We start from the raw sequence: 25,198 nt of genomic DNA on the forward strand, positions 1-25,198 counted from the left end.
ATTACAAAAATTAACCCCTTTCAAAGGAGACTAGTTTTCATAATAATCACTTTGCAGTCCTAATACAGTACTTTTGTGATCTTGCTATGACAACTCGTTTTATAAAGAACACCACTCATGAGGATGAGTTCTAATGACTGATAATAAAAAATGCGAATTAATCGACCGAATTGAAGCTGAAATCCGAGATAACTTTAGTGCTAACGAAGCTAAAAATCTCGTTCATCTGACCCATTCATACTTCCAAGATTCATTAACGGAAGACATGGTGAACGAATCCATCGAAAACTTATATGGCACCATTGTATGCCTATGGGATTTTTTACAACAACGATCCGGTTCCGAGCCTAAGGTTCGTGTTTATAACCCAAACTATGAAGAGCATAGCTGGCATTCAACACACACTGTTATCGAAATTTTAACCGATGATATGCCTTTCCTCGTCTCCTCTTTCAATATGGCATTGGTACGTTTGGGTCATACCATTCATTTAACCGCTCATCCGGTAATTTCTACTACTCGTAATAAAAAAGGCGATCTGCAATCTATCAATGTAGATGGTCCTGTCGAATCTCATGAAGCCCTAATGCGCTTTGAGATTGATCACTTGTCTGATACCAATTTATTAGATGAAATAAAAGACGAACTACTTTTAAGCTTAATCGATGTCAAAAAAGCCGTTACTGACTGGCCTACGATGCGCACAAATCTAAATGAAATCATCAGTGAATCTGAAAAAATTGTTCATTTAAAAGGCAATGCAGAACACCAGGAGAACCTTGATTTTTTACGCTGGGTGTCCAACAACCATTTTACATTTATTGGTTTTCGCGCCTATGACCTCGTTGTCGAAAAAGAAGAAACGCATCTTAAATTAGTTAACGGATCAGGTCTTGGCACGTTCCGCGATGTGAATGACAAAAAGGTCAAGCGCGATATTATTCTTAATAATCGCCTAGCCGAATTGGCAATAGACAGCACAAACGTGCTTATTTTGACAAAATCAACCGCGATATCCACCGTTCACCGCCCTGTTCACCTAGATTATTTAGGGGTGAAACGTTTCGATAAACAAGGCAAGGTTATTGGTGAATGGCGCTTCTTCGGTTTGTATTCTTCTGCCGCGTATGTTGCTCGTCTACAAGATATTCCTTTATTGCGTAAAAAGCTCGATCATATTATTGAGCGTGCAAATGTGGATCCGAATAGCCATAAAGGCAAGAACCTTAAGCACATTCTAAATAGCTACCCGCGCGATGAAATGCTGCAAGCTCCAGTGGCGGAATTGTACGATACAATCGAAAGCATCTTGGCAATTCAAGAACGCCGTCAATTACGTGTATTCTTGCGCAAAGATATTTACGGCCGCTTCTTAAACGCCTTGGTATATGTACCTCGTGACCGTTACAACACTGAATTGCGTGTTCATATGCAAGGCATCTTGATGAATGCCTGCAATGGGACAAGCTCTGAGTTTAATGTTCAGTTTTCTCAGCTGGTATTGGCCCGGGTCAACTTCACTATTCAAATCGCTGATCCACAGAACAGCCCTTCTATCGACGTGGAAGACATCCAACGTAAGATGCAAGAGGCGATGAGTTCATGGGAAGACAAGCTCCTAGCCGCATTACAAACCAGCAATGGTGAAGAGACGGGCAACACCCTCTTTTCTCAATACGCCCATTACTTACCGGCGGCTTACCGTGAAGATTTTTCTCCAAACACGGCTGTTTTAGATATTGAGCGTCTTAACTCTTTAGCCGGTGAAGGCGACATTAGTACTCACCTATACCGCCAAGTGGGTCAAAACAAAAACAACTACTTCTTTAAAGTCTACGGCTCTGGTACGTCTTTAGTACTGTCTGATGTATTGCCGATCCTTGAATGTATGGGATTACGCGTTCTTGAAGCGCGCCCTTACGAATTAGACAATCACGAAGAAAACATCAAAAACACTTGGATTGTAGAATTTGCCATTAGTGTGGATGCCGACGTAAATCTTGAGAAAAGTGCACAACGTTTGGCTTTCCAAGATGCATTCAACCAAGTCTTTAGCCGTCGTATTGAGAATGACCGCTTTAACGCCCTAGTATTGGATGCCTCTTTGACGTGGCGCCAAGTCACTATGCTGCGCGCATTGACCAAATACTTAATGCAGTTACAAGTACCCTTCTCAGTACAGTACATGCAACAAACGCTAGAAAAGAACGCCAGCATTGCGCGTTTATTAGTGCAATTATTTGAACAACGTTTCGATCCTAGCCTAACGGCTAAACGCGATGAAAAAGTACAGAAACTGCTTGAGAAAATTGATCTAGAATTGGATCAAGTGGCGAACTTGGACGAAGATCGCATTCTGAAACATTACTTGTCTGTCATTCAGGCGATGATTCGTACTAACTTCTACCAACCTGATGTCAATGGCGAAATTAAAGATTACGTGTCTTTCAAATTAGACCCTTCTTTGATTCCTGCGGTGCCACTGCCTCGCCCTAAATTTGAGATCTTCGTTTACGCTCCTTGGGTTGAAGGTGTTCACATGCGTGGCGGTAAAGTCGCACGTGGTGGCTTGCGTTGGTCAGATCGTATGGAAGATTTCCGTACTGAGGTCCTTGGTCTTGTAAAAGCGCAAATGGTGAAAAACGCCGTCATTGTGCCATCCGGTGCAAAAGGTGGCTTTGTTGCCAAACAGCTTAAGAAAAATGCCTCTCGCGAAGAAGTTCAAGCGGAAGTCGTTCGTTGTTACACCACCTTTATCAGTGGCTTGTTAGACATCACCGATAACCTAGTACAAAACGAAGTGGTTGCACCTCTGTCTGTTGAACGTTACGACGAAGACGACCCATACTTAGTTGTTGCTGCTGACAAAGGCACCGCCACCTTCTCAGATCTCGCTAACAGCATTTCTGAACAATATGGTTTCTGGTTAGGCGACGCTTTTGCTTCTGGTGGTTCCAACGGTTATGACCATAAGAAAATGGGTATCACCGCTCGCGGCGCTTGGGAATCGGTTAAACGTCAGTTCAAAGAAATTGGCATAGATTGCCAAACCACTGACTTTACGGCGGTTGGTGTGGGCGATATGGCCGGTGATGTATTTGGCAACGGCATGCTGTTGTCTAAACATATCCGTCTCATCGCTGCATTTAACCATATGCACATTTTCATTGACCCTACACCGGATGTTGCTAGTTCCTTTGAAGAACGCCAGCGTATGTTTAAATTACCGCGCTCATCATGGGAAGATTACAACAAAGAGTTGATATCAAAAGGCGGCGGCATATTTAACCGTTCTGCGAAATCTATTCCGATTAATGCAGATATTCGTAAAGCACTGGGCATCGAAGGCAATACCAAGTCTATGGCACCAACAGACTTGATTAATGCCATTCTAAAAGCGGAAGTAGATCTGCTTTGGAACGGTGGTATCGGTACTTACGTCAAAGCAGAAAGCGAAACACACGCGGACGTTGGAGACAGCGGTAATAACTCACTGCGCGTTAATGGTAAAGAACTGCGCTGTAAAATAGTTGGCGAAGGCGGTAATCTTGGCTTAACACAACTTGGCCGTATTGAGTTTGCGCAAAGTGGCGGCTTAATCAGCACAGACGCCATCGATAACTCCGCAGGCGTAGACAGCTCTGACCATGAAGTAAACATCAAGATATTACTTAACCGTGTTGTCGAAAATGGCGATATGACAGAGAAGCAACGTAATACTTTGCTTGCTCAAATGACAGACGAAGTTGGTCATCTTGTTCTGCATCATAACTTAGGACAAAGCCATGTATTGTCCTTAGCCAATGCTCAAGCACCCGAACGTTTGGCTGATCACTGGCGCTTAATCCAATCGCTGGTTCGAGAAGGTCGACTCAATCGTGACATTGAGTTTTTACCAAGCGATGCACAAATCAAAAAACGCTTGAACAAACATCAAGGCTTAACCCGCCCTGAGATTTCTGTATTATTGGCTTATTCCAAAATTAAGTTATCAGAGCAGTTGGTTGAAAATAATATTGGCGAAGATGAAGATTTGATAAACCAAATCCATCAGTACTTCCCGAAAGAACTAAGCAAACGCTTTGGCGATCAAATGGCGTCGCACCCATTGGCACAAGAAATCATTGCCGGCCATGTAACGAATAACCTTGGCAATCGAATGGGGCCAACATTCAGTACTTATGTGCAAGAAGAAACCAGCGCATCGGCTCTGAATCTTGTTCGCGCTTATATGGCTGCGGAAGATATTTTTGATATTTCATCGCTATGGGACGGAATTAATAGCTTGGATTTCCAAGTACCTAATACTGTCTTAAATGGTTTGTTAATCCGCATTCAGGCGTTATTAGAACGAGCTACGCTTTGGTTGCTACGCAATACTCGTGAAAGTCTGTCTATTCAACGCTTGAAAGACACTTACAAACCGGGTGTTGAAATTATTCGTGCCAATATGCAGGCGATTCTAACAGAACCTAGCCAAGCGCATTTAGCAGAAATTAATGCTGATCTCATTGCACAAGGTATTACCGCTGACGTTGCTGAAAAGCTATCGGCTCTGCATTACCTTTTCTACGGATTAGACATTATTCGTGTCGCCTCTAATACTGAAAAAGAAGTATTAGATGTCGCACAAACGTACTTTGCTTTGGAGATGGACCTAGAACTGCATTGGTTACGCCACAGTGTTCAAGAATTGTCTGCGGATGATATGTGGCAGCGCCGTGCAAAAGCAGGTCTTGGAGACGAAGTCGATAACAGTTTAAGAACCCTCACTCAGGAAGTCATTCAGTCGAGTTCTGACATCAAAGAACTCGACAAAAGGTTGGCCTACTGGAGCGAACAAAATAGTGACAATATCAAGCATTACAGAACCACTTTCAAAGAAATTAAATCTGGAGGTGAACTCACACTTGCTATGGTAACTGTCGCTATTCGCGAGTTGAGAAATCTGATATAAAGCAAATGGCGGCTGGCACTACAGCCGCCCATTTTAAGAGGTGTATACAAGTGACTGAACAAGTAACGAGAGCAACATTTGACGAAGTAATGGTTCCTAATTACGCACCTTCTGCGATTATTCCAGTACGTGGTGAAGGTTCTCACGTATGGGACAAGGAAGGTAAAGAGTATATTGATTTTGCTGGCGGCATCGCGGTAACGGCATTAGGTCATTCACACCCAACGCTAGTCAACGTCATGCGCGAGCAAGCTGACCAACTTTGGCATTTATCAAATGTTATGACAAATGAGCCAGCGTTACGCTTAGCTAAAAAGCTGACTGAAAAAACATTTGCTGATCGTGTATTTTTCTGTAACAGCGGTGGCGAAGCGAATGAAGCTGCGTTTAAACTTGCTCGCCGTTACGCGTTTGATCATTACGGTCCAGAAAAAAACGAAATTATCGCGTTTAATAAATCATTCCACGGACGCACCTTGTTTACAGTTTCTGTTGGCGGACAACCTAAATATAAAGAAGGTTTCGAGCCAACACCTGCAGGCATTAGCCACTGTGACTACAACAACATTGATCAGCTAAAAGCCTTAATATCTGATAAGACCTGCGCGGTTGTCATGGAACCCATCCAAGGCGAAGGCGGTATTATTCCAGCAGATAAAGAATTTGCTAAACAAGTTCGTGAATTATGTGATCAATATAATGCACTGCTTGTGTTCGATGAAGTGCAATCAGGCGTTGGCCGTACAGGTACCTTCTATGCTTATGAGCAACTAGACGTTAAACCTGATGTACTTACAACAGCAAAAGCTCTGGGCAATGGTTTCCCTGTTGGTGCCATGCTGGCAACTGCGGACGTGGCTAAAAGCTTAGCGATTGGTACTCATGGTAGTACTTACGGCGGCAATCCAATGGCGTGTGCTATTGCAGAAGCCGTGGTTGATATTATCGACACGCCTGACGTACTAAGTGGAGTAAACAAACGCCACGATCTTTTTGTTGCTGGCTTAACGGCTATTAATAAAAAATATCATGTCTTTAAAGATATTCGTGGTATGGGATTGTTGATTGGCGCTGAAGTGGTTGATAGTTTGAAAGGCCAAGCGAAAGCGATTCTTAACGCTGCGACGAAAGAAGGCTTATTTATCTTGGTAGCGGGTGCCGATGTGGTTCGTTTTGCGCCATCTCTTATCATCCCTGAAGCCGATATTGCAGAAGGTTTCGTTCGTTTAGAGCGTGCTGTTGCACAAGTTGCTGCAGAGCATAATCTGACTAAATAAGATTAATCTAACGCTTCTTACTCTCAGGTAACAACACTTAGAGAGCGTTATTAGACTTAATCAACATTAAAAATCGGGACTTAGATTTTATCTAAGGCCCGTTTTTTTTACCTTTAAATCATGAAATATAGAACCGTTAAGTCGCCGCTAACGTTATGCTCGATTTCGAGCTGCTTATTTACCAATTCCAATAACTCACGCATTTTTATTCTTTGTTTACAGCTTCCTTAATGGGAGTTTTATTGTTCTTCACTCGGTACTAGTTTAAGCTTCAAATAAGCATTATTAGGCAAGTATTTGTTAGATCAATCGCTTAGCCTACCCTTCGATTTTAAATTAGCCAAAGAGAGAACTATCCGTGTTTTTATCCTTTTTCCCGAAACCCAAGTTATTCTTTTTGAGCTTTGCCTTATGGGCACTTGTCTGTGTTATCGGCTGGTATCTTGCGGTACAAAATTTAGGCGATACGCTAAGTTTAGGTTCATTGTTTAATGTGCACTTTCCTGAAGCCTTAGCACAAGGTGCTAGTGCCGCCGAAAAAGCGGCTTTTTCTCATAATCAAGAGGTCGCACTCGACGTCTGGTTATACCAATACATGATTGTTTGTTATGCCATTTTTATCGGGGCGTGGGTTGCTTACGGCGGCCAAAAATGGGCTAAATGGTCTGTTATAGGGTCCGGTTTAATCGTCTTTATAACGTGGTTCCAAGTACAAATTAGCGTCATGATTAACGAGTGGTATGGTAGTTTTTACGACCTTATCCAGAAAGCCTTAAGCGCACCTAACAGCATCACGTTAACCGAATTTTATTCAGAGCTATCGACCTTCGCAACCATCGCACTTGTTGCCATTACGGTCTCTGTTCTAAACAACTTTTTTGTCAGCCATTATGTTTTCCGCTGGCGCACCGCGATGAATAACTACTACACGTCAAAATGGCAGCAGGTACGTCAAATAGAAGGGGCGTCACAACGTATCCAAGAAGATACTATGCGCTTTGCCAGTATTGTAGAAAGTCTTGGCGTTCGCTTTTTAGACTCCATCATGACTTTACTGGCTTTCTTGCCTGTATTATGGGGACTTTCTTCTTACGTGACTTCCCTACCTCTAATAGGAGAAGTACCTCAGGCTTTGGTATTTGTCGCTATTCTTTGGGCTATTATTGGTACCACTTTATTAGCGGTTGCAGGTATTCGCTTACCTGGTCTGGAATTCAAAAACCAACGAGTTGAAGCCGCTTATCGAAAAGAATTGGTTTATGGGGAAGATTTCGAAGACCGTGCAGAACCGGCTAAGTTATCAGAGCTGTTCGCCAATGTACGAAAAAACTATTTTCGTCTCTATTTTAACTACCTATATTTCAACGTTGTTCGTTATGGCTATCTACAAGCTGGGGTGTTAATTCCACTGATCGCTTTAGGTCCTTCTATCGTCGCAGGTGCCTTTACTCTAGGTATAATGCAGCGAATTTCCAATGCTTTTGGTCAAGTTGAAAGCTCTTTCCAGTTCTTAGTAAATTCTTGGACAACCATTGTGGAATTACTGTCTATTCATAAGCGCCTAAAAGCTTTTGAAGCAGCGATTAACGACCAGCCTTTACCTGAGATTGATAAAGAGTTTATTGGTAAATAACACCACTTAATCCCTCTCATAGACATTAAAAAAGCCCGTATGAAATTAAACATACGGGCTTTTTTACATCGACAGTTTGGTCAAAAATCATCTCACTGAACTGGTTATGAACCTATAAAAAAGATACGCGGCATTAAACGTGAATATTCACACTTTGGCCAAGATTATCTGTTGTCATATGACTACCACTGCTCGCAGCCGGAGTAGTAGGATTCACCACTTTAGCGCTTTCTAGCAAATCTAAAGCTTGCTGACCTTTATCGACTTGAGCCACTTTAGCCAAACTGGCGCCATACGCTTCTTTTGCATAAGACACTGCCGAGCTTGAATCGCTAATACTTGACATAATCAACCACTCCCAATCTATTCATGTAGCTGCAATAGATAAAGCACAGCTATCACTGATCAAAAATAAACCTATTAAGTCACTATAACGAAAAGTTGATCACTTTACGACCAACTTTTATTCTAGACTACCATCTTTGTATCGGTAGATTTACTTCGCAATAAGACCTGCTCATTAAAGGTCTGGTGAGTTTACGAATTCATCCCAGTAACGACTAACCCACTCTTGATTCGCTATCAATGCATCCCCCTGAATAACTCGACCTTGCTTCTGCAAGGTTAATCTATGGGTATGGGAGCGATAAAGCGTGTAGGTATCGATCATTTTTTCTGCGGTTTCAGAACAAATCAAACCCACTTTAGACGCCGCTTCTATCTGACGTACATTGTCTGAATACTCCATAAGTTCTGGGTAACGACAAGACCAAGCCAGAACAAAGTATTGGACAATAAACTCAATGTCTATAATACCACCAGCACCTTGCTTAAGATCAAAACCCTTTTCCTTGCCACCAGTATCAAGATGAACACGCATTTTTTCACGCATTTTCACGACTTCAGCTTTTAAGTCTTCTCGATTGCGTTGCGAGCTAATCAAGGCTCTACGGCTGTCTTCAAACTTACCTCTTAACAAAGGCTCTCCAGCCAACGCTCGTGCACGGGTCAACGCTTGGTGCTCCCATGTCCAGGCTTTGTTCTGTTGATAATCTTGAAATGACTCTAAACTGGTGACTAACAGACCAGAATTACCCGAAGGACGTAAACGCATATCTACTTCATATAAGCGACCTGCCGCTGTAAAGCTGGTAATAATATGAATCAAACGCTGACCTAAACGAGTATAAAAAGTTAAGTTATCAATACTTCGCGCACCATTTGTATACCCGCTGGCTTTTGCGCCATGAATAAAAACAAGGTCTAAATCTGAGTCATAACCTAACTCCCAACCACCAGATTTTCCGTAACCAATAATCGCGAATTGTGGATGTTCAGCCTCGACGCCATCGCTAACAGGAAAGCCATGTTTGTGAGTTAAGTAGCGCCAAGCTTGATGAAGCACCTGCTCTAACAACACCTCGGCCAGCCATGTTAAGTGATCACTCACTTTCATTATTGGCAATATGTTTGTTATATCACAGGCTGCAATGCGCAAAATAATCGACAATTTAAAACGTCGCATCGCATCCATTTGCGCTTCTTCATCTTCTTCTGGTAGGCGTAATAATATCTGCTGTAACTCATCCTCTAACATGCTTTTAGTAGGGGGCGAAAACAAGGTAGAGGCATCGAGTAACTCATCCAGCAGTGACGGTGTCGCTGAAATAGCGTCACTGAACCAAGCACTCTCTCGACACAAGCGGATAAGATGCGTGATCGCGGTTGGGTTCTCACAGAGCAGTACAAGATAAGCGGTGCGACGCAATACGGCTTCTAAAATCGGCAACACTCTGTTTGTTACTAAATCAGGCTTACTTTCATGGGTTAATTGAGTGGCAAACATGGCTAAGAAGATCGCAAGGCGCTCTTGCCCGATAGGTTGCATAAAGGCGATGCTTTTAGACGATAGAAAAATAGCAATACGCTGAACAATGGCGTCTTTATCTTGCCAAACGATGCCATCCAATGCGTCGCTAATGGCTTCTTTATCGTTATTGTCGGCGTGTTTTAGCAATAATCGCCATGTGTCTTGGGTTTTAATTTCTTCACTGGTTTCTTCACCGTCATCGATGAGCTCTTGAAACACACTGTGTACGTTATGGCGTACTTTCCAAAGAGCCTCATCTAGAGCCTGCCATGAAGAAAATCCGACCATCAGAGCAATGCGCAAGCGTTCATACTCATCGTCTGGCAGCAACTGGGTTTGTTCATCTTTTACCGCTTGCAAAGCATGCTCTGTGCGTCTTAACAGTTGATATGCATCGGTGAGTTGTTCCACCTCAGTGGTGGTCAAATACTCTTGTTCATTAAGATAAGGTAAAACCTTTAATAACGCAGGACATTGCAGTCTGCTGTCCCGTCCGCCATGAAGAATTTGCAAGGCTTGGGCGATAAACTCAACCTCACGAATCCCACCTTCACCCAACTTAATGTTGTGCTCTATATCTTTACGGCGTACTTCTTTAGCGATCATCTTTTTCAGATCTCGCAAAGCGCCAATGGCACCGAAGTCTAAATATTTTCGGTATACAAACGGTTTTCTTAGCATTTCAAATGCAGTAATGTCTTTTTCATTTCCAGACATTACACGTGCTTTGATCATTGCATAACGTTCCCAATCTCGACCTTGATCTTGGTAGTAGTTTTCCAATGAATCCATATTTAAGACTAACGTACCGGACTGCCCAAATGGACGTAGTCGCATATCGACGCGAAAGACAAAACCGTCCGCAGTCAGTTGATCTAGATGTTGAATAAGCTTTTGCCCAAGCTTTGTAAAATATTCTTGGTGAGTCAGACTTTTTTTGCCACCTTGTGTCTCACCGTGCTCACGAAAAGCAAAAATCAGATCAATGTCCGATGACAAATTAAGCTCATTACCACCCAATTTCCCCATCCCAATAACGATCAGAGACTGGCGCTCACCACTCTCATCCAGCGCTTGCCCGTACAGTGCTTGGTAATGACTCTCTGTCCAATTCAAACTCGCATTCACACACACGTCAGCCAACACACTCAATCTTAACGTCAGGTCTGTTAGTGTGATTTTTTGCTGAATATCTAACGCTATCAGTCGCACCATCCACCACTGTCGATACGACCTGAGCCGCTTCATTAAAGCGGCTTCATCAAGATCGACAAACGCTAAACTAGCGCCTGACGACGCTGAAACAAAAAAGTCTCCAGTGATTAAGTCATCAATCGAAGGCAAGTCAGGAAGCGCCTCTAAGCCTAGCAAGTCATCTAACCAATGAGGAAATCGTTCACACTGCTGATGAAGATAGTCACTTAATAACCAAAGCGGCTCTACAATAGCCACTTGTTGATCCGTTAATTTAGACAATCCATGCCGTTGTCGGGCGTCTTGAATCGCTTCGGCTAATAAACTGCGATTTTCTTGTTGTTCACAAAAAGATGCGTAAGCTGGATTTGAAACAGGAGAAATCAAAACGAGATCCTTATTAGCAATTTTGTTATTAACGGTATATTACTGCTCGGCTTTTATAAGCACTTTAACTTTTCATGCAAGCACAATATTGGTATCAGTGAGTCGTATCATGCGAGGCATTATTTAACCACTGACCAACTTCTAACATCACAATACCTGTTTCTTTCAAGCTAGCAAATCCAGAAATCAAATCACCATCAGTATACAGCACTGCTTGATAAGCCTCGTCTAGAAGCTCTAAGCGTTTAGCAAATTCCTTTGGTAAGCAACGGCTCAGTTGCGTCATTGAATGGCGAATGGGTTGTATTAACACGTCGTCTTTCATAAAGAACATTGCTTCCCAGTATACAAGCCAGACTTCATACCAATACGTGGCTAACTCCAATGCCGTTGCAGAGCTATGAGGCTTATTAGGAAACTCAATAGTGCTTTGTTTCAGGCGCACACCTCTTTGTGCTTTCGAGACAGTGCTAACTTGCAACGGCAGTTGTTTTGCTAAAGTTAATGCAAAACGATACAAACCAGTTTCATCGCCTGCTTTAAGCTCAAGCTCTAGCTCTTTAATGGCGTCCTCACCATAAGGTGATGTGACCTTGCCCAAATCACACACAACTTCCATTAAGGTATCTTGCTCTTGTATCAGCCAAACTTGACGCTCAAAGTCGGTACGAAAGACTTCAACAAGATCTCGACTCCACGCCATATCTTTGAGTGTTTCTGGCAATGGCACTTCATCAAGGAGAGACAGGTCTAGCTGATCACTCGGAATCGTCCATTCCCATTCACCACGCGCGTGCATTCCCACTCTATTGCTACCACGGGTTTTTACTGTTTGGATAAATTGTTGATTCACAGCACGTATACGCAAAGCTATCCCGGCTTGCATTAAAGTGGCATTTTCAGTATCAAAATAACCGTTCATCAAGGACAAGGTTGCTTGGCGCGATGTTGTCTTTGATTGCGAAAGCGCACAAATTTCATCCAGAAACTCACTTGTGGACTTGAGATACTCGGACTGAACCATTAACTTAAGCTCTAGCTCGGTAGCCATAAATATAAAAACCTCTTTTACTTCTGATGTTTGACTAACATCAGAGACCGCATAATCTTCGTTTTAATTGTATCAGATGCCTAGCCGACAATAGTAATATTAGATAACTACTCTGCGGGAGGAGCCGTCATGGCCGCACTACCATCGCTTATTAATATGATGTCACAGCTTATTGCATCGCCATCTATAAGTTCTAGTCAATCAAACTGGGATCAGTCAAATAAAGACGTCATTGAATTATTGGAAGGGTGGCTTTCTTCACAAGGGTTTCAATGTGAAGTCATGCCAATTCCAGGATACCCAAACAAGGTAAACTTGATTGCGACGCTGGGCAAAGGCGATGGTGGTTTGGTGCTTTCAGGTCATACCGACACCGTGCCTTATGATCAAGGTCGTTGGCAATCTGATCCCTTCTTACTGGAAGAACGAGACAACAAACTTTACGGCCTTGGCTCATGCGATATGAAAGGCTTCTTTGCTATTGTTATAGATACTGTTCGCCAAATGGATTTGAAGAATCTTAAACAGCCTCTGATTGTCCTTGCTACTGCAGATGAAGAAACCTCGATGGCTGGCGCTCGCGCCTTAGTATCTCAGAATAAAATAAAAGCCCGTTATGCTTTAATTGGAGAGCCTACCTCCCTCACCCCTGTGCATGCTCACAAGGGGATTTTAATGGAGCGCATTCGCGTTACGGGACAATCTGGTCATTCATCTAACCCAGATCTTGGCAACAGTGCCATGGACGCCATGCATTCTGTTATGACTGAGCTAATGGCTTTTCGCGATAATTTGAAGCAAAAATACCGCGATGCTTCTTTCGTCATAGATTATCCAACCATGAATTTTGGTTGTATCCATGGTGGCGACAGTGCAAACCGTATTTGTGGACGTTGTGAGATAGATTTTGACTTGCGCGCATTACCCGGTATGAGCAATCAATCTTTGGTTGATGAAATCTCTAGATTACTGCCAAGTATTGAAAGCAAAACAGGCACGAAAATAGAAATGGATAGTTTATTTACCAACATTCCCTCTTTCTTCACCCCTATAGAATCAGACATAATTAAAACCTGTGAAAAGTTAACTAAAAATACCGCGACAAGCGTGGGTTTTGCCACAGAAGGTCCGTTTTTCAATCAGTTAGGTATTGAAACATTAATATTAGGCCCAGGTTCAATTGATCAAGCCCATCAACCAAACGAGTTTATGGCATTAAACCAGATCAAACCAATGCAACAAGTACTGCGTGGCTTAATCGAACGCTATTGTTTGCAAAACAATCAATCTAATCATCCAGAAAATGAGGAACAGCGTGTCTGACCAACTAAAATATGTGGACTGGTTTCGCCACTCATCTCCTTATATTAATGCCCATAGGGGAAAAACTTTTGTCATTTTGATTCCTGGCGAAGCGCTAGAAAGCGCTTATTTTTCAGGCATCATACACGACCTCACACTGCTAGATTCACTGGGCATTCAGCTTGTATTAGTTCAAGGCGCTCGCCCACAAATTGATAAAATGCTAGCAAGTAGAGAACACCCTAGTACTTTCGAAGCAGGTTATCGCATAACGCCTCAAGATCAATTGATGGACATAATACAAGCATCTGCGGCGGTAAGAGTCCAACTTGAAGCTCAGCTATCCATGGGCCTTTCTAATACCCCTATGGCAGGCGCTCGACTAAAAGTGTGCAGTGGTAATTATGTTATTGCTCGTCCACTCGGTGTGGTCAATGGCATTGATTATGGGCACTCTGGAGAAGTTCGCCGTATCGATTCTGATGCGATTTTTAGACTGCTCGAAGATGACAACATGGTGCTGTTACCCCACTTAGGGTTTTCACCCACTGGTGAAGTCTTTAACTTGAAAGGAGAAGAAGTTGCCATTCAAGCGGCAGTACAACTAAAAGCCGATAAACTGATCATTTTTACTGAAGAAGAAGGTATTTTCGATCAATCTGGCGAACTTTATTCAGAATTACTAACGCACGATGCTGACATTATTTTAAACGGTAAAACACTGAATAAAATCACTCATGCCGCATTGGAAGCTTGTGTTTCAGCCGTTCGTCAGCATGTGCCCCGTGCTCATATCATTTCTTTTAATGAAAATGGTGGACTAATACAAGAGCTATTCAGTCGCGAGGGTGCTGGCACCATGATTGACGAAGACAGCTACGAGCAGCTTCGCCCTGCCCATATTGATGACGTCGGCGGTATGATGGCGCTATTGGCACCATTGGAAGAAAAAGGTGTTTTAGTACGTCGCTCACGAGAGCTGCTGGAAAATGAAGTCGATCGCTTTATTGTTATTGAACGAGACGGTGCTATCGTTGCCTGTGCCGCGATTTATCCTTTCGAACAAGAGCATTCAGGAGAGCTAGCTTGCTTAGCGGTTTCACCAGACTACCGTGGCTCTAATAGAGGTGATCGTTTGTTAAAAGGCATCGAACAGGCTGCTAAAAATCTTCATTTAGAAACCGTCTTTTTATTAACGACTCGAACAGCCCATTGGTTTATAGAACGCGGATTTAGTGAAACATCTCTGTCTAGTTTGCCCGCTAAGAAGCAAGCACTTTACAACTACCAACGTAATTCAAAAATCTTCTCTAAACAGCTCTAATTAAAAGCGGTAGCAAAGAAGTAAAATATAACCATAAGCGGCCTTAACAAGGCCGTTTTTTTAATCTATAAAAAAGCCTCTGTTCGCATTAACAAACAGAGGCTTTTTAGCATTTAGGCAAGACACTACAAATTATTTAGTAATCTTGAATGGAATAAACATTGGGTAGCCATCGCGAATAACACGCATTGGTACAGAACGATCATTAGGCACTTTCTTCGCAATTTCTGAGAAGTTTGCCGCGCCCTTAATATGCTGACCATTTAGCATGGTAATCACATCACCTTTTGCAAGACCATTTCGAGAAGCGACACCACCAATTACACGCTCAACAACAACACCACCTTTGATATCCAGTTGTTTTGCTAAATCAGCAGGCAAATTACCGACGATCATACCTAAACGGCTTTGATCTTCTTTCTTCTGGGCCAAAGACTTTTGATTGTTAGGACGAGTTTCTAGCGTCAAAGGAATCGTTTTGTCTTTTCCATCTCGGAAGACTTCTACATCAACTTTATCACCGGCTTTCATTTGACCAACAATGTAAGGAAGCTCACCTGAGTGATTAATATCCTTACCATTAAATGCCAAGATAATATCGCCTGATTTCAACCCTGCTTTCTCTGCTGGAGATTTCGGCATAACACGGCTAATTAAAGCACCATGCGGACGTTTTAGGCCAAATGATTCAGCTAAGTCATTATTCACATCTTGAATCAACACACCTAACCAAGCACGAGACACTTTACCGCTCGCTTTTAATTGCTTAACAACAGACATGGCAACGTTTGTTGGGATCGCAAAAGAAACCCCCATAAAACCACCAGAGCGAGTGTAAATTTGTGAGTTAATACCAACAACTTCACCATTCAAATCAAATAAAGGACCACCTGAGTTACCAGGATTAATCGCTACATCTGTTTGAATAAATGGCACATAATTATCAGAAGGTAAGTTACGTCCTGTTGCACTGACAATACCTGCGGTTACCGTATGGTCAAAACCAAATGGCGAGCCTATTGCTAGCACCCACTGACCCGCTTTCAGCTTATCTGAATCCCCCATTTTCACGGTAGGAAGGTCTTTCGCATCAATTTTAAGTAAAGCCAAATCGGTACGGCTGTCAGTACCAACGACTTTAGCCGTGTACTCACGACGGTCATTTAAACTAACGTGAATAACATCAGCACCCTTAACAACATGGTTGTTGGTTAAAATGTAACCATCTGAAGATATAATGAAACCCGACCCTAAAGAGCTTCTTTCACTTTCTTCTGGTGCTTGTGAATTTCCACCATTAAAAGGCTGTTGGCCAAAAAAGTGACGGAAAAACTCATTTAATTCTTTGCTATTTTGTCCAATCTGCGGATTACCGTCTTCTGCTACGGCTTTGGTTTTTACCATTTGCTCAGTACTGATATTGACGACAGCAGGCGATGCCTTTTCCACCAACTTAGTAAAATCAGGAAGTTCAGCAGCGTTGGCGAACATAGAAAACATCATAAAAACACTGACGGCCCCTATGTTTATTTGCTTAAGCAATCTGTTCATTGACTAGTCTCCTTAAGACGTATCAAGCTTTGTATTGTACTAAATGAAGGTTTTTAAGGTTCAGGGAGTAAAGACTAAAGGAATTTGGTTTCCCTGAGTGGGTGAAATTCGTAAAATTTTGGGATAAAAATCGGGGTTATTCTCTTCTTTCTGTGATTTTTTCTTTGCTAACCAGAGTCCTGAAAGAAGACCAACTAACGATAAAACAACAGATTCGCCGTTACTAGCGTGCCAAAGAGAAGGAAGTGTTGCACCTCCTACCAAGCCTAATAAAGGAACGAGATACACCCACAAAGAAGCTTGCAGCAAGGTATCTTCAGGGATACCAATGATTACTTTTTGGCCGACTTCAACATCGAAGGTGTCAATTGCTTTCATTCGCATACGATTACTAGCAGACACTTGAGCAATAGCATGATGCCCGCAACCGTGTCTTGCACGACAAGAGGTGCAACTACTGGTTCGTATGGTTTCTACGTCGGCAAAACCTTTCTCAGTCGAAAGTACGGTACCGGATTCTTCAATCATAATTCTGCCTTTGGCATAAATACGGACATAAGTTTTTCTATGGTCACTTCAGGAACCTCTCCAACCATAGTAACCAAGTACAGTTGCTTACCAACTTTAATCGTTTTTTCACCCGCAACTGTCGCATTCATAGATAAATAAGACGTCGCTTTTTCCTTCTTAACTGGCTCGACGAAAATAGAAATAGTCGCCATGCCATCGGATAATAGCAACATGCTCGTACCATGATTCAATGCTCTTGCCTCTGGCCAAACCAAAGAGAAGCCATCAGGCAACCAATCAAATTTCCAATGACTCTTAATGCGCCTCGGTTTAGGCTCGACCATTTTCTTCAAGTACGACTCTTTCTTGGGGATAAAATCTCCCTCTTTCAAGTCTGGTGTAAAGTTTACCGAGGTAAATTGTATTCTGTCGAGCAAGGTGCCACTTTGATCAATCACATCGTGTTTTAATAAAAAGCTATTTTGTTTATCAAGCCAAATTTCGTGAGAATAACGGTACTGATCTTTAGGAATTAGACGAATATTAAACGCTTCACGGCCAGCGATGCGTCCCATCTCTGGTCTTATAACAAAGTTATAACCTAATTTTAAGCGCTCACTATCCAGCCCTATAAAGCGCTTAAATGGTGTACTGGATACAATATGCTTATCAGCGATGGCTTCATTAGGGTAAACACAGATAACCGTATTATCGACTCGAATAACTTGTATTTTATTGCCATCTAGATCAACAAGGCTTTCGTATTCCTTGCCATCTCTAAGTTCATGCTTCACTCGCATGCTATTTATTCGAGTATCTTCAGAATGTATAAAAACACCGTCATAATCCAGTTGAGAAAAAGATTGAGACATTTCTCTTAGCAACTGAACTGCATCAGGCTTGATTTCTGCCGAATGACCAAAAGGTGACAGCAGTATCCCCAACATCAGTAAGTAAACTCGTAACAACACGGACAACTTCATGTCTTTACTCTTTTTTTGTCGGATAGCTAGCAATACGCGCCATCGGAATCATACCCTGACCCGCTGTCATCGTTGCTTGCTCGGCATGCTGACGTAAATAATTTTTCAACCGTAGATTATCAGCGTCCATTGGTTGTTTTTTCAAATCAGATAACGACGCTACATGAGTGTGTAAGTTGTTAGGTGTCGTTTTTGCAGCTAAAGCCGTAGTACTAGTCGAGCCGGTATCTAAGATAAGATCACCACCTAATACAACAACAAAAGCCACACTTGCCGCAATCGCGAAGCCAGCCCACAACGGACGCTTCTTCGGTATTATCTTTTCTTCTAACATGGGCATCAATGCCACTACGTTATTAGCAGGTGATTGATGCACCTCTTCGTCTAATTGAAGACTCACTCGTTCGGCAAAATTAAAACCATGATCAATTTCAGCTTCAGAACCTGAGTCTTTACGTAACGATTGCTGAATTAGATGAAAGGCTTCCATTTGCTTATTTAGCTCAGCAGAATCCTGTTTCAACAAATCATGAAGATCTTGTTCATTTGCCTCATCATCAAACATCGCAGATAGGCTTTCTAAAACCGCTTGTTTACTATCATTAGAGGTTGTCATAGGTCATTTCCTCCATCCATAAATGGACGTATTTGTTTTTCCACGGCTTCACGTGCGCGGAAAATCCTTGATCGAACGGTCCCAACGGGACAATCCATTATCTGTGAAATATCTTCGTAACTAAGTCCATCAAATTCTCTTAAACTCAACGCACCACGAAGCTCTTCAGGAAGTGCACGAATGGCTTCATGGATCGCGCTTTCGAGACGATCTCTGTTTAAAATGGCATCAGGCGTAGTAGAATCTAGTAACGCATCATGAACACTAAAGGCTTCATCGTTATCCAATTCAACATCTGACCCTGGCGGACGACGAGAGCGACTCACCAAATAATTTTTTGCTGTGTTAACCGCAATACGATAAAGCCAAGTATAAAAAGCACTGTCTCCTCGAAAGGAGTGGATGGCACGATACGCTTTTATAAAGCTGTCTTGAGCGACATCCAGAACTTCATGTTTATCTTGAACATAACGACCAATCAGCCCAATGACCTTGTATTGATATTTTAGAACCAACAAATCAAAGGCTTTTTTATCGCCTTGTTGGACTTTTTTAACTAACGCCTGATCTGAAGACGTTTCGGGCTGCATAGGCACCTCTTAATAAACCTCATTGACGCGCCTGTGCTGCTTATTCACTAAGAAGACAACGAGACACAAAGCGAGTTCCCATAAATGTTATAGAGACTTTATATTTTCACAGGGTACAGATTTTTGAGAAAAAAATGTATCTTCAAAAATTGTTCACTATTTCACAATAACAATAGTAACATTAATACTTTAGACATGAATCAGATCAATATTATGAGCCGTCACTTTAAACACGATATCGTCATCATTGGGGCCGGTGCTGCTGGGCTGACCTTAGCACTAGAACTTGCCAACACTCACAGTGTCGCTATTTTAACAAAAGCAGACATTCGAGAAGGCTCGACACTTTATGCCCAGGGTGGTGTGGCGGCGGTGCTTTCAGACGAAGATACGATCGAATCTCACATTGAAGACACCATAGATGCAGGTGTCGAACTAGGTGATCCCGATGCCATTCGGTTTACGGTAGAGCACTCTAAAGAAAGTATTAATTGGCTCATTGAGCAAGGTGTGCCTTTTACCCGCTATGGAGAAAGCGAAAATTACCACTTAACAAAAGAAGGTGGTCATAGTCATCGTCGAATTATTCATAGCGCTGATGCAACAGGTTTAGCCATCTCTAAGACGATGATTAAAAATGCCATCAATCACCCTAACATCACCTTTTTTCCAGACCGAGTGGCAATAGACCTTGTTACGACTCAAAAACTTGGCTTAGCAGGTGACAACAGAGTCGTTGGCGTTTACGCCCTTAATCTGGACGATGATGTTATTGAGGTGTTCCAAGGGCAATCCGTTTCCTTAGCCTGTGGAGGAAGCAGTAAAGTTTATCTTTATACTAGTAATCCTGACACGGCATCAGGAGATGGCATAGCCATGGCTTGGCGTGCGGGCTGTCGCGTTGGCAATATGGAGTTCAATCAATTCCACCCTACTTGCCTATATGATGCCAAGGCTAAAACATTTCTTATCTCGGAAGCCGTGCGCGGTGAAGGTGGGAAGTTGTTGCTTCCTGATGGTTCACGGTTTATGCCAGAGTTTGATGAAAGAGCCGAATTAGCGCCTCGAGACATTGTCGCTCGTGCCATTGACCATGAAATGAAACGCTTGGGAATAGACCACGTTTTATTGGATATTTCCCATAAAGACGAAAGCTTCATTAAAGAACACTTTCCTACTATATATAAGCGCTGCTTAACCTATGGCCATGATATGACGAAGGACCCTATACCCGTTGTACCCGCTGCCCATTACACTTGCGGAGGGGTCGTAGTTGATCAACACGGAGCAACCGATATAAACAATCTTTATGCCATTGGAGAAACCGCCTATACAGGCCTCCATGGCGCTAACCGTTTGGCAAGTAATTCGCTACTTGAATGTATTGTTTACGCGCGTTCTGCGGCGCAACATATTCTTAATACCAAAACACACTATGAAGACATTTATATTCCTGATTGGGACGAAACAAAAGTAACCGATTCAGATGAAGACGTTGTCATTACACATAACTGGCAAGAACTGAGACGTTTCATGTGGGATTATGTCGGTATTGTGAGAACAGACAAGCGACTACTCAGAGCAAAACATCGAGTTGACCTTCTGCGTTCAGAAATTCAAGAGTTTTACAGTAACTACAAAGTGTCCAGTGATTTACTGGAACTGCGTAACTTAGCGGTTGTTGCTGATTTGATTATTCGCTCTGCGATGTCTCGAAAAGAAAGTCGTGGTTTACATTTTACCTTGGACTACCCAAACAAAATGGAAAACAGCAAACCTACTATCCTAAGCCCAGACACCACGGCTTAACTACTTTTTAGCGGTAACTTCGCTACGCTTCAGAATCTTTTGTTGCGCAGCGAAGGAACGCAGCACTCGATAATCGTGATAAGACAAACTGTCTCGATAAATCACACGATAAGAAGGCCAAATACCGTCTTGCCAACGAGAACTCCCTCTCACTTTGGCAATCAACTGAACCCCATTTACTCGCACAAAATCTAATCGATAAGACTGGTCACCCTCTTGCCAATAAACACCCTTTTCATCAATGCCTACGCGTGGCATACCTAATTTGAGTCTTCGAGCAATAAAGTACACAAACAAAAAGAAGACAAGCAAAAAAATGGTAATCCACAAGAAAGGGGGAAACCAAAATAGCCTCATTAAAAGAGCACAACACCCTGAAAATAATAACCAGAGTGTTATGCCAATTAAAGAAGGTTTAAGTGCGGTAGTTTGCAGGCTGAACACGGGTCAGAATAATATCAACAATACGAGCAAAGTCTGGATCTTCTGGTACTTCTCTTTGCATAAACCATTCGAATAACTCTTGGTCTTCACAGGCTAGCAAGGTATTGAAACGCTGCTTATCTTCCTCATCTAGTGTTAAAAACACATCTTCCAAAAATGGTTCAAGAAGTACATCTAACTCCAACATACCTCGTCGACACTGCATTTTAAGACGCCTAAAGGCGATGGAGTCCGCTGTATCACTCATTAAATTACCCTCTATAAGAATATCTTGATTATATCTATTTGCCACTGGACGGAAAACTGCTTATCAAGATTCCCTGATATTAATCACTAAAATGCCGTTACTTAAATACTCCACGAAAAGAACAACACCAACAAAAGAGTATTATTTTGACTCATTTTTTAACAATTTAATTAAAAAGAAACAAAATAGTACATTTATTAGCCTTTTCCGTACTAGCGAGTCAATTCACATCTACCTATATTAATAGTCACTTGGTAGTCAATTTCCAAGACTAGGTATGAATATAAAAACAAAAGCCCCAAAATAGGGAAAACCTAATGAAAAGCCTTTCTAAAAATACCATTGCTTGCGCCGTGTCTTTAGCGACAGCGATAACAACAGCAAATGCCTTCGCCGACACTCAAATTACAGTGGCTACCGTAAACAACGGCCACATGATTGAGATGCAGAAACTCACCCCAGACTTTGAAAAAGCCAACCCTGGTATAAAAGTAAAATGGGTTACTTTAGAAGAAAGTGTATTACGCCAAAATGTCACACAAGACATCGCCAATAAAAGCGGTCTATACGATGTGATGACCATTGGTATGTACGAAGCGCCTATTTGGGGTCAACGTGGTTGGTTACAACCCATTGACGCCAGTGGTAGTTATGATGAAAAAGACATTCTTCCTTCTATTCGTAGCGGATTGTCTTATAAAGGAACACTTTACGCAGCACCATTCTATGGCGAAAGCTCCATGGTTATGTACCGTAAAGACCTAGTAAAAGCAGCCGGTATGAAAATCAGCGATCATGATAGCTGGGACCATATCCGCGATGTAGCAAAAGCCATTAACGACCCTAAAAAAGGTATTTATGGTATCTGCTTACGCGGTAAAGCTGGCTGGGGAGATAACATGGCGCTTGTTACGACCATGGCAAACTCATTTGGCGGCCGCTGGTTTGACGAAAAATGGAAACCAGAAATCAACTCTCCTGAATGGAAAAAAGCAGTTAGCTTCTACGTTGATTTACTTGGAAAATATGGCCCTCCAGGTGCCAGTTCAAACAGTTTCAATGAAAACTTAGCCCTTTTCAACGAAGGCAAATGTGGTATCTGGATTGATGCAACCATTGCTGCGTCCTTCGTAACAGATCCTAAGCAAAGTAAAGTCGCTGATAAAGTAGCCTTTGCACAAACGCCATATGAAGTGACTAAAAAAGGTTCTAACTGGTTATGGGCTTGGGCTCTAGCGGTACCGGTTGCGACCAAACATGAAGCGGCCGCGCAAAAATTTGTGCGCTGGGCGACCTCTAAAGACTACATAAAATTGGTTGCAAAAAACGAAGGCTGGGCCTCTGTCCCTACAGGCACTCGTGAAAGCACCTATGAAAACCCTAACTTCCAAAAAGCAGCGGTGTTTGCCAGTGCGGAGCTGAAAGCCATTAAATCAGCCGACCCTGAAGACAGCACACTAAAACCTTCCCCCTACGTAGGTGTCCAATTTGCCTCTATCCCTGAGTTCCAAGCAATTGGTACGACAACAGGGCAAATGATTTCTGGAGCACTTGCTGGCGCAATGACTGTTGATCAAGCATTAAACAATGCTCAAAAAGCAGCAGAGCGTCAGATGCGTCAAGCAGGCTATTACTAGCCTTCACTAGAAATAAGGTAGCGGACGACCGCTACCTTATTTACTTATTGTGACCTGTCGCACGACGCCCTATTCATTATAATAAGAGATACTCACCATGAAGCGCTCAATCACTCGCTTATTAATGGCGCCATCCGTCATCATGCTTTTAGTGTGGATGATCGTGCCGTTATCGATGACCATCTACTTCTCGACCATTCGTTACAATCTTTTGTATCCGGGCCAAAATCGCTTTGTTGGCTTAATGAACTATGAGTTTTTTGTCACGGATCCTGGTTTTATTACCGCGGTTGCAAACACATTAATTCTACTTTTGTCTGCCTTGGTCATTACTGTCGTTTTGGGCGTGATGCTATCCGCTCTTATCGATAAACCATTTTTTGGGCGCAGCATTGTTCGCGTCTTATTGATCTCACCTTTCTTCATTATGCCTACGGTCAACGCCTTGATTTGGAAAAACATGATGATGAATCCTGTCTATGGCATTTTTGCTTGGATTTCTGAATCACTCGGCTTGCAACCTATCGACTGGCTAGGCACTTATCCGCTGATGTCAGTGATTATCATGGTTAGCTGGCAGTGGTTACCTTTTGCGATTCTTGTTTTTGTAACGGCGTTACAGTCTCAAGACACGGAGCAAAAAGAAGCGGCTCAAATGGACGGTGCAACGGGCTGGCATATTTTTCGTTACTTAACCATTCCTCACTTAGCACGACCCATTGCCGTGGTAGTGATGATTGAAACTATTTTCTTATTGGCCGTATTTGCTGAGATTTTTGTAACCACTGGGGGTGGTCCTGGCTATGCCAGCACTAACTTAGCTTACTTAATCTACAACCAAGCACTGCTTCAATATGACGTAGGCGTGGCGTCTGCCGGTGGTTTATTCGCGGTGTTGCTTGCCAATATCGTCGCTTTCTTCCTAATTCGTGCCGTCGGCAAAAACCTAACGGTGTGAGGTAACAAGATGACTCTTAATCAGCAACGAAAACTTAAAACACTCATAACTGGCCTATTGGCTTGGTTTGTCGCATTACTTTTGTTCTTTCCTATTTTCTGGATGTTTTTGACGTCTTTCAAAACAGAGCTACAGGCTATTTCTGTGCCGCCCACTCTGTTCTTTGAGCCAACACTAGACAACTACAAAATAGTACAGGAACGCAGTGACTATTTATTGCACGCAATGAACTCTGTGGTCACCTCATTTGGCTCCACCTTTATTGCTTTGATCATCGCGATTCCGGCTGCCTACTCAATGGCATTTTTCCCAAGCAAACGCACCAAAGATATTTTGTTGTGGATGTTGTCGACGAAAATGCTGCCAGCCGTGGGTGTATTAGTACCTATTTACATCCTGTTTCGTAATAACGGCCTATTAGACAGTCGTACAGGTTTGATCATTATCTTCACGTTAATGAACTTGCCCATCATTATTTGGATGCTGTTCTCTTACTTTAAAGATCTACCCAAAGAGATTCTTGAAGCCGCCAGAATGGATGGCGCTACGCCATGGGACGAAATGGTTAAAGTCGTGCTTCCTTTGTCCATCGGTGGCATTGCCTCTACAGGATTGTTATCCATCATTTTATGCTGGAATGAAGCCTTTTGGTCACTCAATTTAACCGCTTCTAATGCCGCCCCATTGACGGCAATGATTGCATCTTACTCAAGCCCTGAAGGCTTATTTTGGGCCAAGCTGTCTGCTGCATCAACGATGGCGTGCGCTCCGATCGTCGTGTTTGGTTGGTTCTGCCAAAAACAACTCGTCCAAGGCCTTACATTTGGTGCCGTAAAATAATTATTAGGAATATTAGCC

Annotated in this window: 19 protein-coding genes; 9 read left to right on the forward strand and 10 right to left on the reverse strand. The window is 42.6% G+C overall.

All coding sequences use genetic code 11. The annotated features are described in order from the left end of the window. The first annotated feature begins 133 nt into the window (after positions 1-133). The 3 genes from E0D70_RS08425 (at position 134) to sbmA (ending at position 7,867) form a co-directional block, all read left to right on the forward strand. Positions 134-4,957 carry an NAD-glutamate dehydrogenase gene (locus E0D70_RS08425; RefSeq protein WP_133011826.1) on the forward strand — a complete coding sequence of 1,608 codons (4,824 nt, stop codon included), beginning with the start codon at positions 134-136 and terminating at the stop codon, positions 4,955-4,957. Positions 4,958-5,007: 50 nt separating this feature from the next. Continuing rightward, positions 5,008-6,234, forward strand: a complete 1,227-nt coding sequence (locus E0D70_RS08430) for an aspartate aminotransferase family protein (protein WP_276312844.1) — start codon at positions 5,008-5,010, stop codon at positions 6,232-6,234. Positions 6,235-6,592: 358 nt separating this feature from the next. Beyond that, complete coding sequence (sbmA, locus tag E0D70_RS08435; RefSeq protein WP_133011828.1) at positions 6,593-7,867, forward strand: peptide antibiotic transporter SbmA; 1,275 nt, start codon at positions 6,593-6,595, stop codon at positions 7,865-7,867. A 133-nt stretch (positions 7,868-8,000) separates the two neighbouring features. Here the strand turns inward: sbmA and E0D70_RS08440 are convergent, their stop codons facing one another. The 3 genes from E0D70_RS08440 to E0D70_RS08450 form a co-directional block, all read right to left on the reverse strand. After that, positions 8,001-8,213, reverse strand: coding sequence for a hypothetical protein (locus tag E0D70_RS08440; protein ID WP_133011829.1), 213 nt, complete (start codon positions 8,211-8,213; stop codon positions 8,001-8,003). 174 nt (positions 8,214-8,387) lie between these two features. Continuing rightward, positions 8,388-11,318, reverse strand: a complete 2,931-nt coding sequence (gene glnE, locus E0D70_RS08445; protein WP_133011830.1) for a bifunctional [glutamate--ammonia ligase]-adenylyl-L-tyrosine phosphorylase/[glutamate--ammonia-ligase] adenylyltransferase — start codon at positions 11,316-11,318, stop codon at positions 8,388-8,390. A 94-nt stretch (positions 11,319-11,412) separates the two neighbouring features. Further along, positions 11,413-12,369, reverse strand: coding sequence for a CYTH domain-containing protein (locus tag E0D70_RS08450; protein WP_133011831.1), 957 nt, complete (start codon positions 12,367-12,369; stop codon positions 11,413-11,415). Positions 12,370-12,498: 129 nt separating this feature from the next. On the opposite strand from E0D70_RS08450, the gene argE reads away from it, so the two are divergent. Both argE and argA read left to right on the forward strand, forming a co-directional pair. Then, entirely contained in the window at positions 12,499-13,692 is a 1,194-nt protein-coding gene (gene argE, locus E0D70_RS08455; RefSeq protein ID WP_133011832.1) for an acetylornithine deacetylase, read from the forward strand. After that, positions 13,673-14,995: an amino-acid N-acetyltransferase gene (argA, locus tag E0D70_RS08460; RefSeq protein ID WP_133011833.1), complete on the forward strand. Its 1,323-nt coding sequence runs from the start codon at positions 13,673-13,675 to the stop codon at positions 14,993-14,995. The genes argE and argA overlap by 20 nt, the downstream gene beginning before the upstream one ends. Positions 14,996-15,127: 132 nt before the next feature. Here the strand turns inward: argA and E0D70_RS08465 are convergent, their stop codons facing one another. The 5 genes from E0D70_RS08465 to rpoE are packed head-to-tail and all read right to left on the reverse strand — an operon-like array spanning position 15,128 to position 19,245. Continuing rightward, positions 15,128-16,546, reverse strand: coding sequence for a DegQ family serine endoprotease (locus E0D70_RS08465; RefSeq protein WP_133011834.1), 1,419 nt, complete (start codon positions 16,544-16,546; stop codon positions 15,128-15,130). Positions 16,547-16,606: 60 nt separating this feature from the next. Next, positions 16,607-17,074: a SoxR reducing system RseC family protein gene (locus E0D70_RS08470; RefSeq protein WP_133011835.1), complete on the reverse strand. Its 468-nt coding sequence runs from the start codon at positions 17,072-17,074 to the stop codon at positions 16,607-16,609. Next, positions 17,071-18,039: a MucB/RseB C-terminal domain-containing protein gene (locus E0D70_RS08475; protein ID WP_133011836.1), complete on the reverse strand. Its 969-nt coding sequence runs from the start codon at positions 18,037-18,039 to the stop codon at positions 17,071-17,073. Before E0D70_RS08475 ends, E0D70_RS08470 begins: the two co-directional genes overlap by 4 nt. Positions 18,040-18,043: 4 nt before the next feature. After that, positions 18,044-18,655, reverse strand: a complete 612-nt coding sequence (locus E0D70_RS08480; protein WP_133011837.1) for a sigma-E factor negative regulatory protein — start codon at positions 18,653-18,655, stop codon at positions 18,044-18,046. Further along, positions 18,652-19,245 carry an RNA polymerase sigma factor RpoE gene (rpoE, locus tag E0D70_RS08485; RefSeq protein ID WP_133011838.1) on the reverse strand — a complete coding sequence of 198 codons (594 nt, stop codon included), beginning with the start codon at positions 19,243-19,245 and terminating at the stop codon, positions 18,652-18,654. The genes E0D70_RS08480 and rpoE overlap by 4 nt, the downstream gene beginning before the upstream one ends. 213 nt (positions 19,246-19,458) lie before the next feature. Between rpoE and nadB the strand changes: the two genes are divergently transcribed. Then, a complete protein-coding gene (gene nadB / locus E0D70_RS08490; protein WP_133011839.1) occupies positions 19,459-21,054 on the forward strand; it encodes an L-aspartate oxidase in 1,596 nt (531 codons plus the stop codon). Here the strand turns inward: nadB and E0D70_RS08495 are convergent, their stop codons facing one another. Then, positions 21,055-21,411, reverse strand: coding sequence for a hypothetical protein (locus tag E0D70_RS08495; RefSeq protein WP_133011840.1), 357 nt, complete (start codon positions 21,409-21,411; stop codon positions 21,055-21,057). Positions 21,412-21,469: 58 nt separating this feature from the next. After that, positions 21,470-21,745, reverse strand: coding sequence for an FAD assembly factor SdhE (locus tag E0D70_RS08500; protein WP_133011841.1), 276 nt, complete (start codon positions 21,743-21,745; stop codon positions 21,470-21,472). Positions 21,746-22,062: 317 nt separating this feature from the next. On the opposite strand from E0D70_RS08500, the gene E0D70_RS08505 reads away from it, so the two are divergent. The 3 genes from E0D70_RS08505 (at position 22,063) to E0D70_RS08515 (ending at position 25,180) form a co-directional block, all read left to right on the forward strand. Then, a complete protein-coding gene (locus tag E0D70_RS08505; RefSeq protein WP_133011842.1) occupies positions 22,063-23,382 on the forward strand; it encodes an ABC transporter substrate-binding protein in 1,320 nt (439 codons plus the stop codon). A 97-nt stretch (positions 23,383-23,479) separates the two neighbouring features. Further along, positions 23,480-24,340 (forward strand): carbohydrate ABC transporter permease, encoded by an 861-nt coding sequence (locus E0D70_RS08510; RefSeq protein ID WP_133011843.1) that lies wholly within the window; start codon positions 23,480-23,482, stop codon positions 24,338-24,340. 9 nt (positions 24,341-24,349) lie between these two features. Then, positions 24,350-25,180: a carbohydrate ABC transporter permease gene (locus E0D70_RS08515; protein ID WP_133011844.1), complete on the forward strand. Its 831-nt coding sequence runs from the start codon at positions 24,350-24,352 to the stop codon at positions 25,178-25,180. The last annotated feature ends 18 nt before the right edge of the window (positions 25,181-25,198 follow it).

The sequence above is a fragment of the Marinomonas flavescens genome (genome assembly GCF_004352835.1).
In the GTDB taxonomy this organism is placed as follows: Bacteria; Pseudomonadota; Gammaproteobacteria; order Pseudomonadales; family Marinomonadaceae; genus Marinomonas; species Marinomonas flavescens.

What these genes read in the sequence shown, in the direction of transcription:
- E0D70_RS08425 (WP_133011826.1), top strand. Translation starts at nt 134, where the DNA reads ATGACTGATAATAAAAAATGCGAATTAATCGACCGAATTGAAGCTGAA.
- E0D70_RS08440 (WP_133011829.1), bottom strand. Translation starts at nt 8,213, where the DNA reads ATGTCAAGTATTAGCGATTCAAGCTCGGCAGTGTCTTATGCAAAAGAA.
- E0D70_RS08450 (WP_133011831.1), bottom strand. Translation starts at nt 12,369, where the DNA reads ATGGCTACCGAGCTAGAGCTTAAGTTAATGGTTCAGTCCGAGTATCTC.
- argE (WP_133011832.1), top strand. Translation starts at nt 12,499, where the DNA reads ATGGCCGCACTACCATCGCTTATTAATATGATGTCACAGCTTATTGCA.
- argA (WP_133011833.1), top strand. Translation starts at nt 13,673, where the DNA reads ATGAGGAACAGCGTGTCTGACCAACTAAAATATGTGGACTGGTTTCGC.
- E0D70_RS08465 (WP_133011834.1), bottom strand. Translation starts at nt 16,546, where the DNA reads ATGAACAGATTGCTTAAGCAAATAAACATAGGGGCCGTCAGTGTTTTT.
- E0D70_RS08470 (WP_133011835.1), bottom strand. Translation starts at nt 17,074, where the DNA reads ATGATTGAAGAATCCGGTACCGTACTTTCGACTGAGAAAGGTTTTGCC.
- E0D70_RS08475 (WP_133011836.1), bottom strand. Translation starts at nt 18,039, where the DNA reads ATGAAGTTGTCCGTGTTGTTACGAGTTTACTTACTGATGTTGGGGATA.
- E0D70_RS08480 (WP_133011837.1), bottom strand. Translation starts at nt 18,655, where the DNA reads ATGACAACCTCTAATGATAGTAAACAAGCGGTTTTAGAAAGCCTATCT.
- rpoE (WP_133011838.1), bottom strand. Translation starts at nt 19,245, where the DNA reads ATGCAGCCCGAAACGTCTTCAGATCAGGCGTTAGTTAAAAAAGTCCAA.
- nadB (WP_133011839.1), top strand. Translation starts at nt 19,459, where the DNA reads ATGAGCCGTCACTTTAAACACGATATCGTCATCATTGGGGCCGGTGCT.
- E0D70_RS08495 (WP_133011840.1), bottom strand. Translation starts at nt 21,411, where the DNA reads ATGAGGCTATTTTGGTTTCCCCCTTTCTTGTGGATTACCATTTTTTTG.
- E0D70_RS08500 (WP_133011841.1), bottom strand. Translation starts at nt 21,745, where the DNA reads ATGAGTGATACAGCGGACTCCATCGCCTTTAGGCGTCTTAAAATGCAG.
- E0D70_RS08505 (WP_133011842.1), top strand. Translation starts at nt 22,063, where the DNA reads ATGAAAAGCCTTTCTAAAAATACCATTGCTTGCGCCGTGTCTTTAGCG.
- E0D70_RS08510 (WP_133011843.1), top strand. Translation starts at nt 23,480, where the DNA reads ATGAAGCGCTCAATCACTCGCTTATTAATGGCGCCATCCGTCATCATG.
- E0D70_RS08515 (WP_133011844.1), top strand. Translation starts at nt 24,350, where the DNA reads ATGACTCTTAATCAGCAACGAAAACTTAAAACACTCATAACTGGCCTA.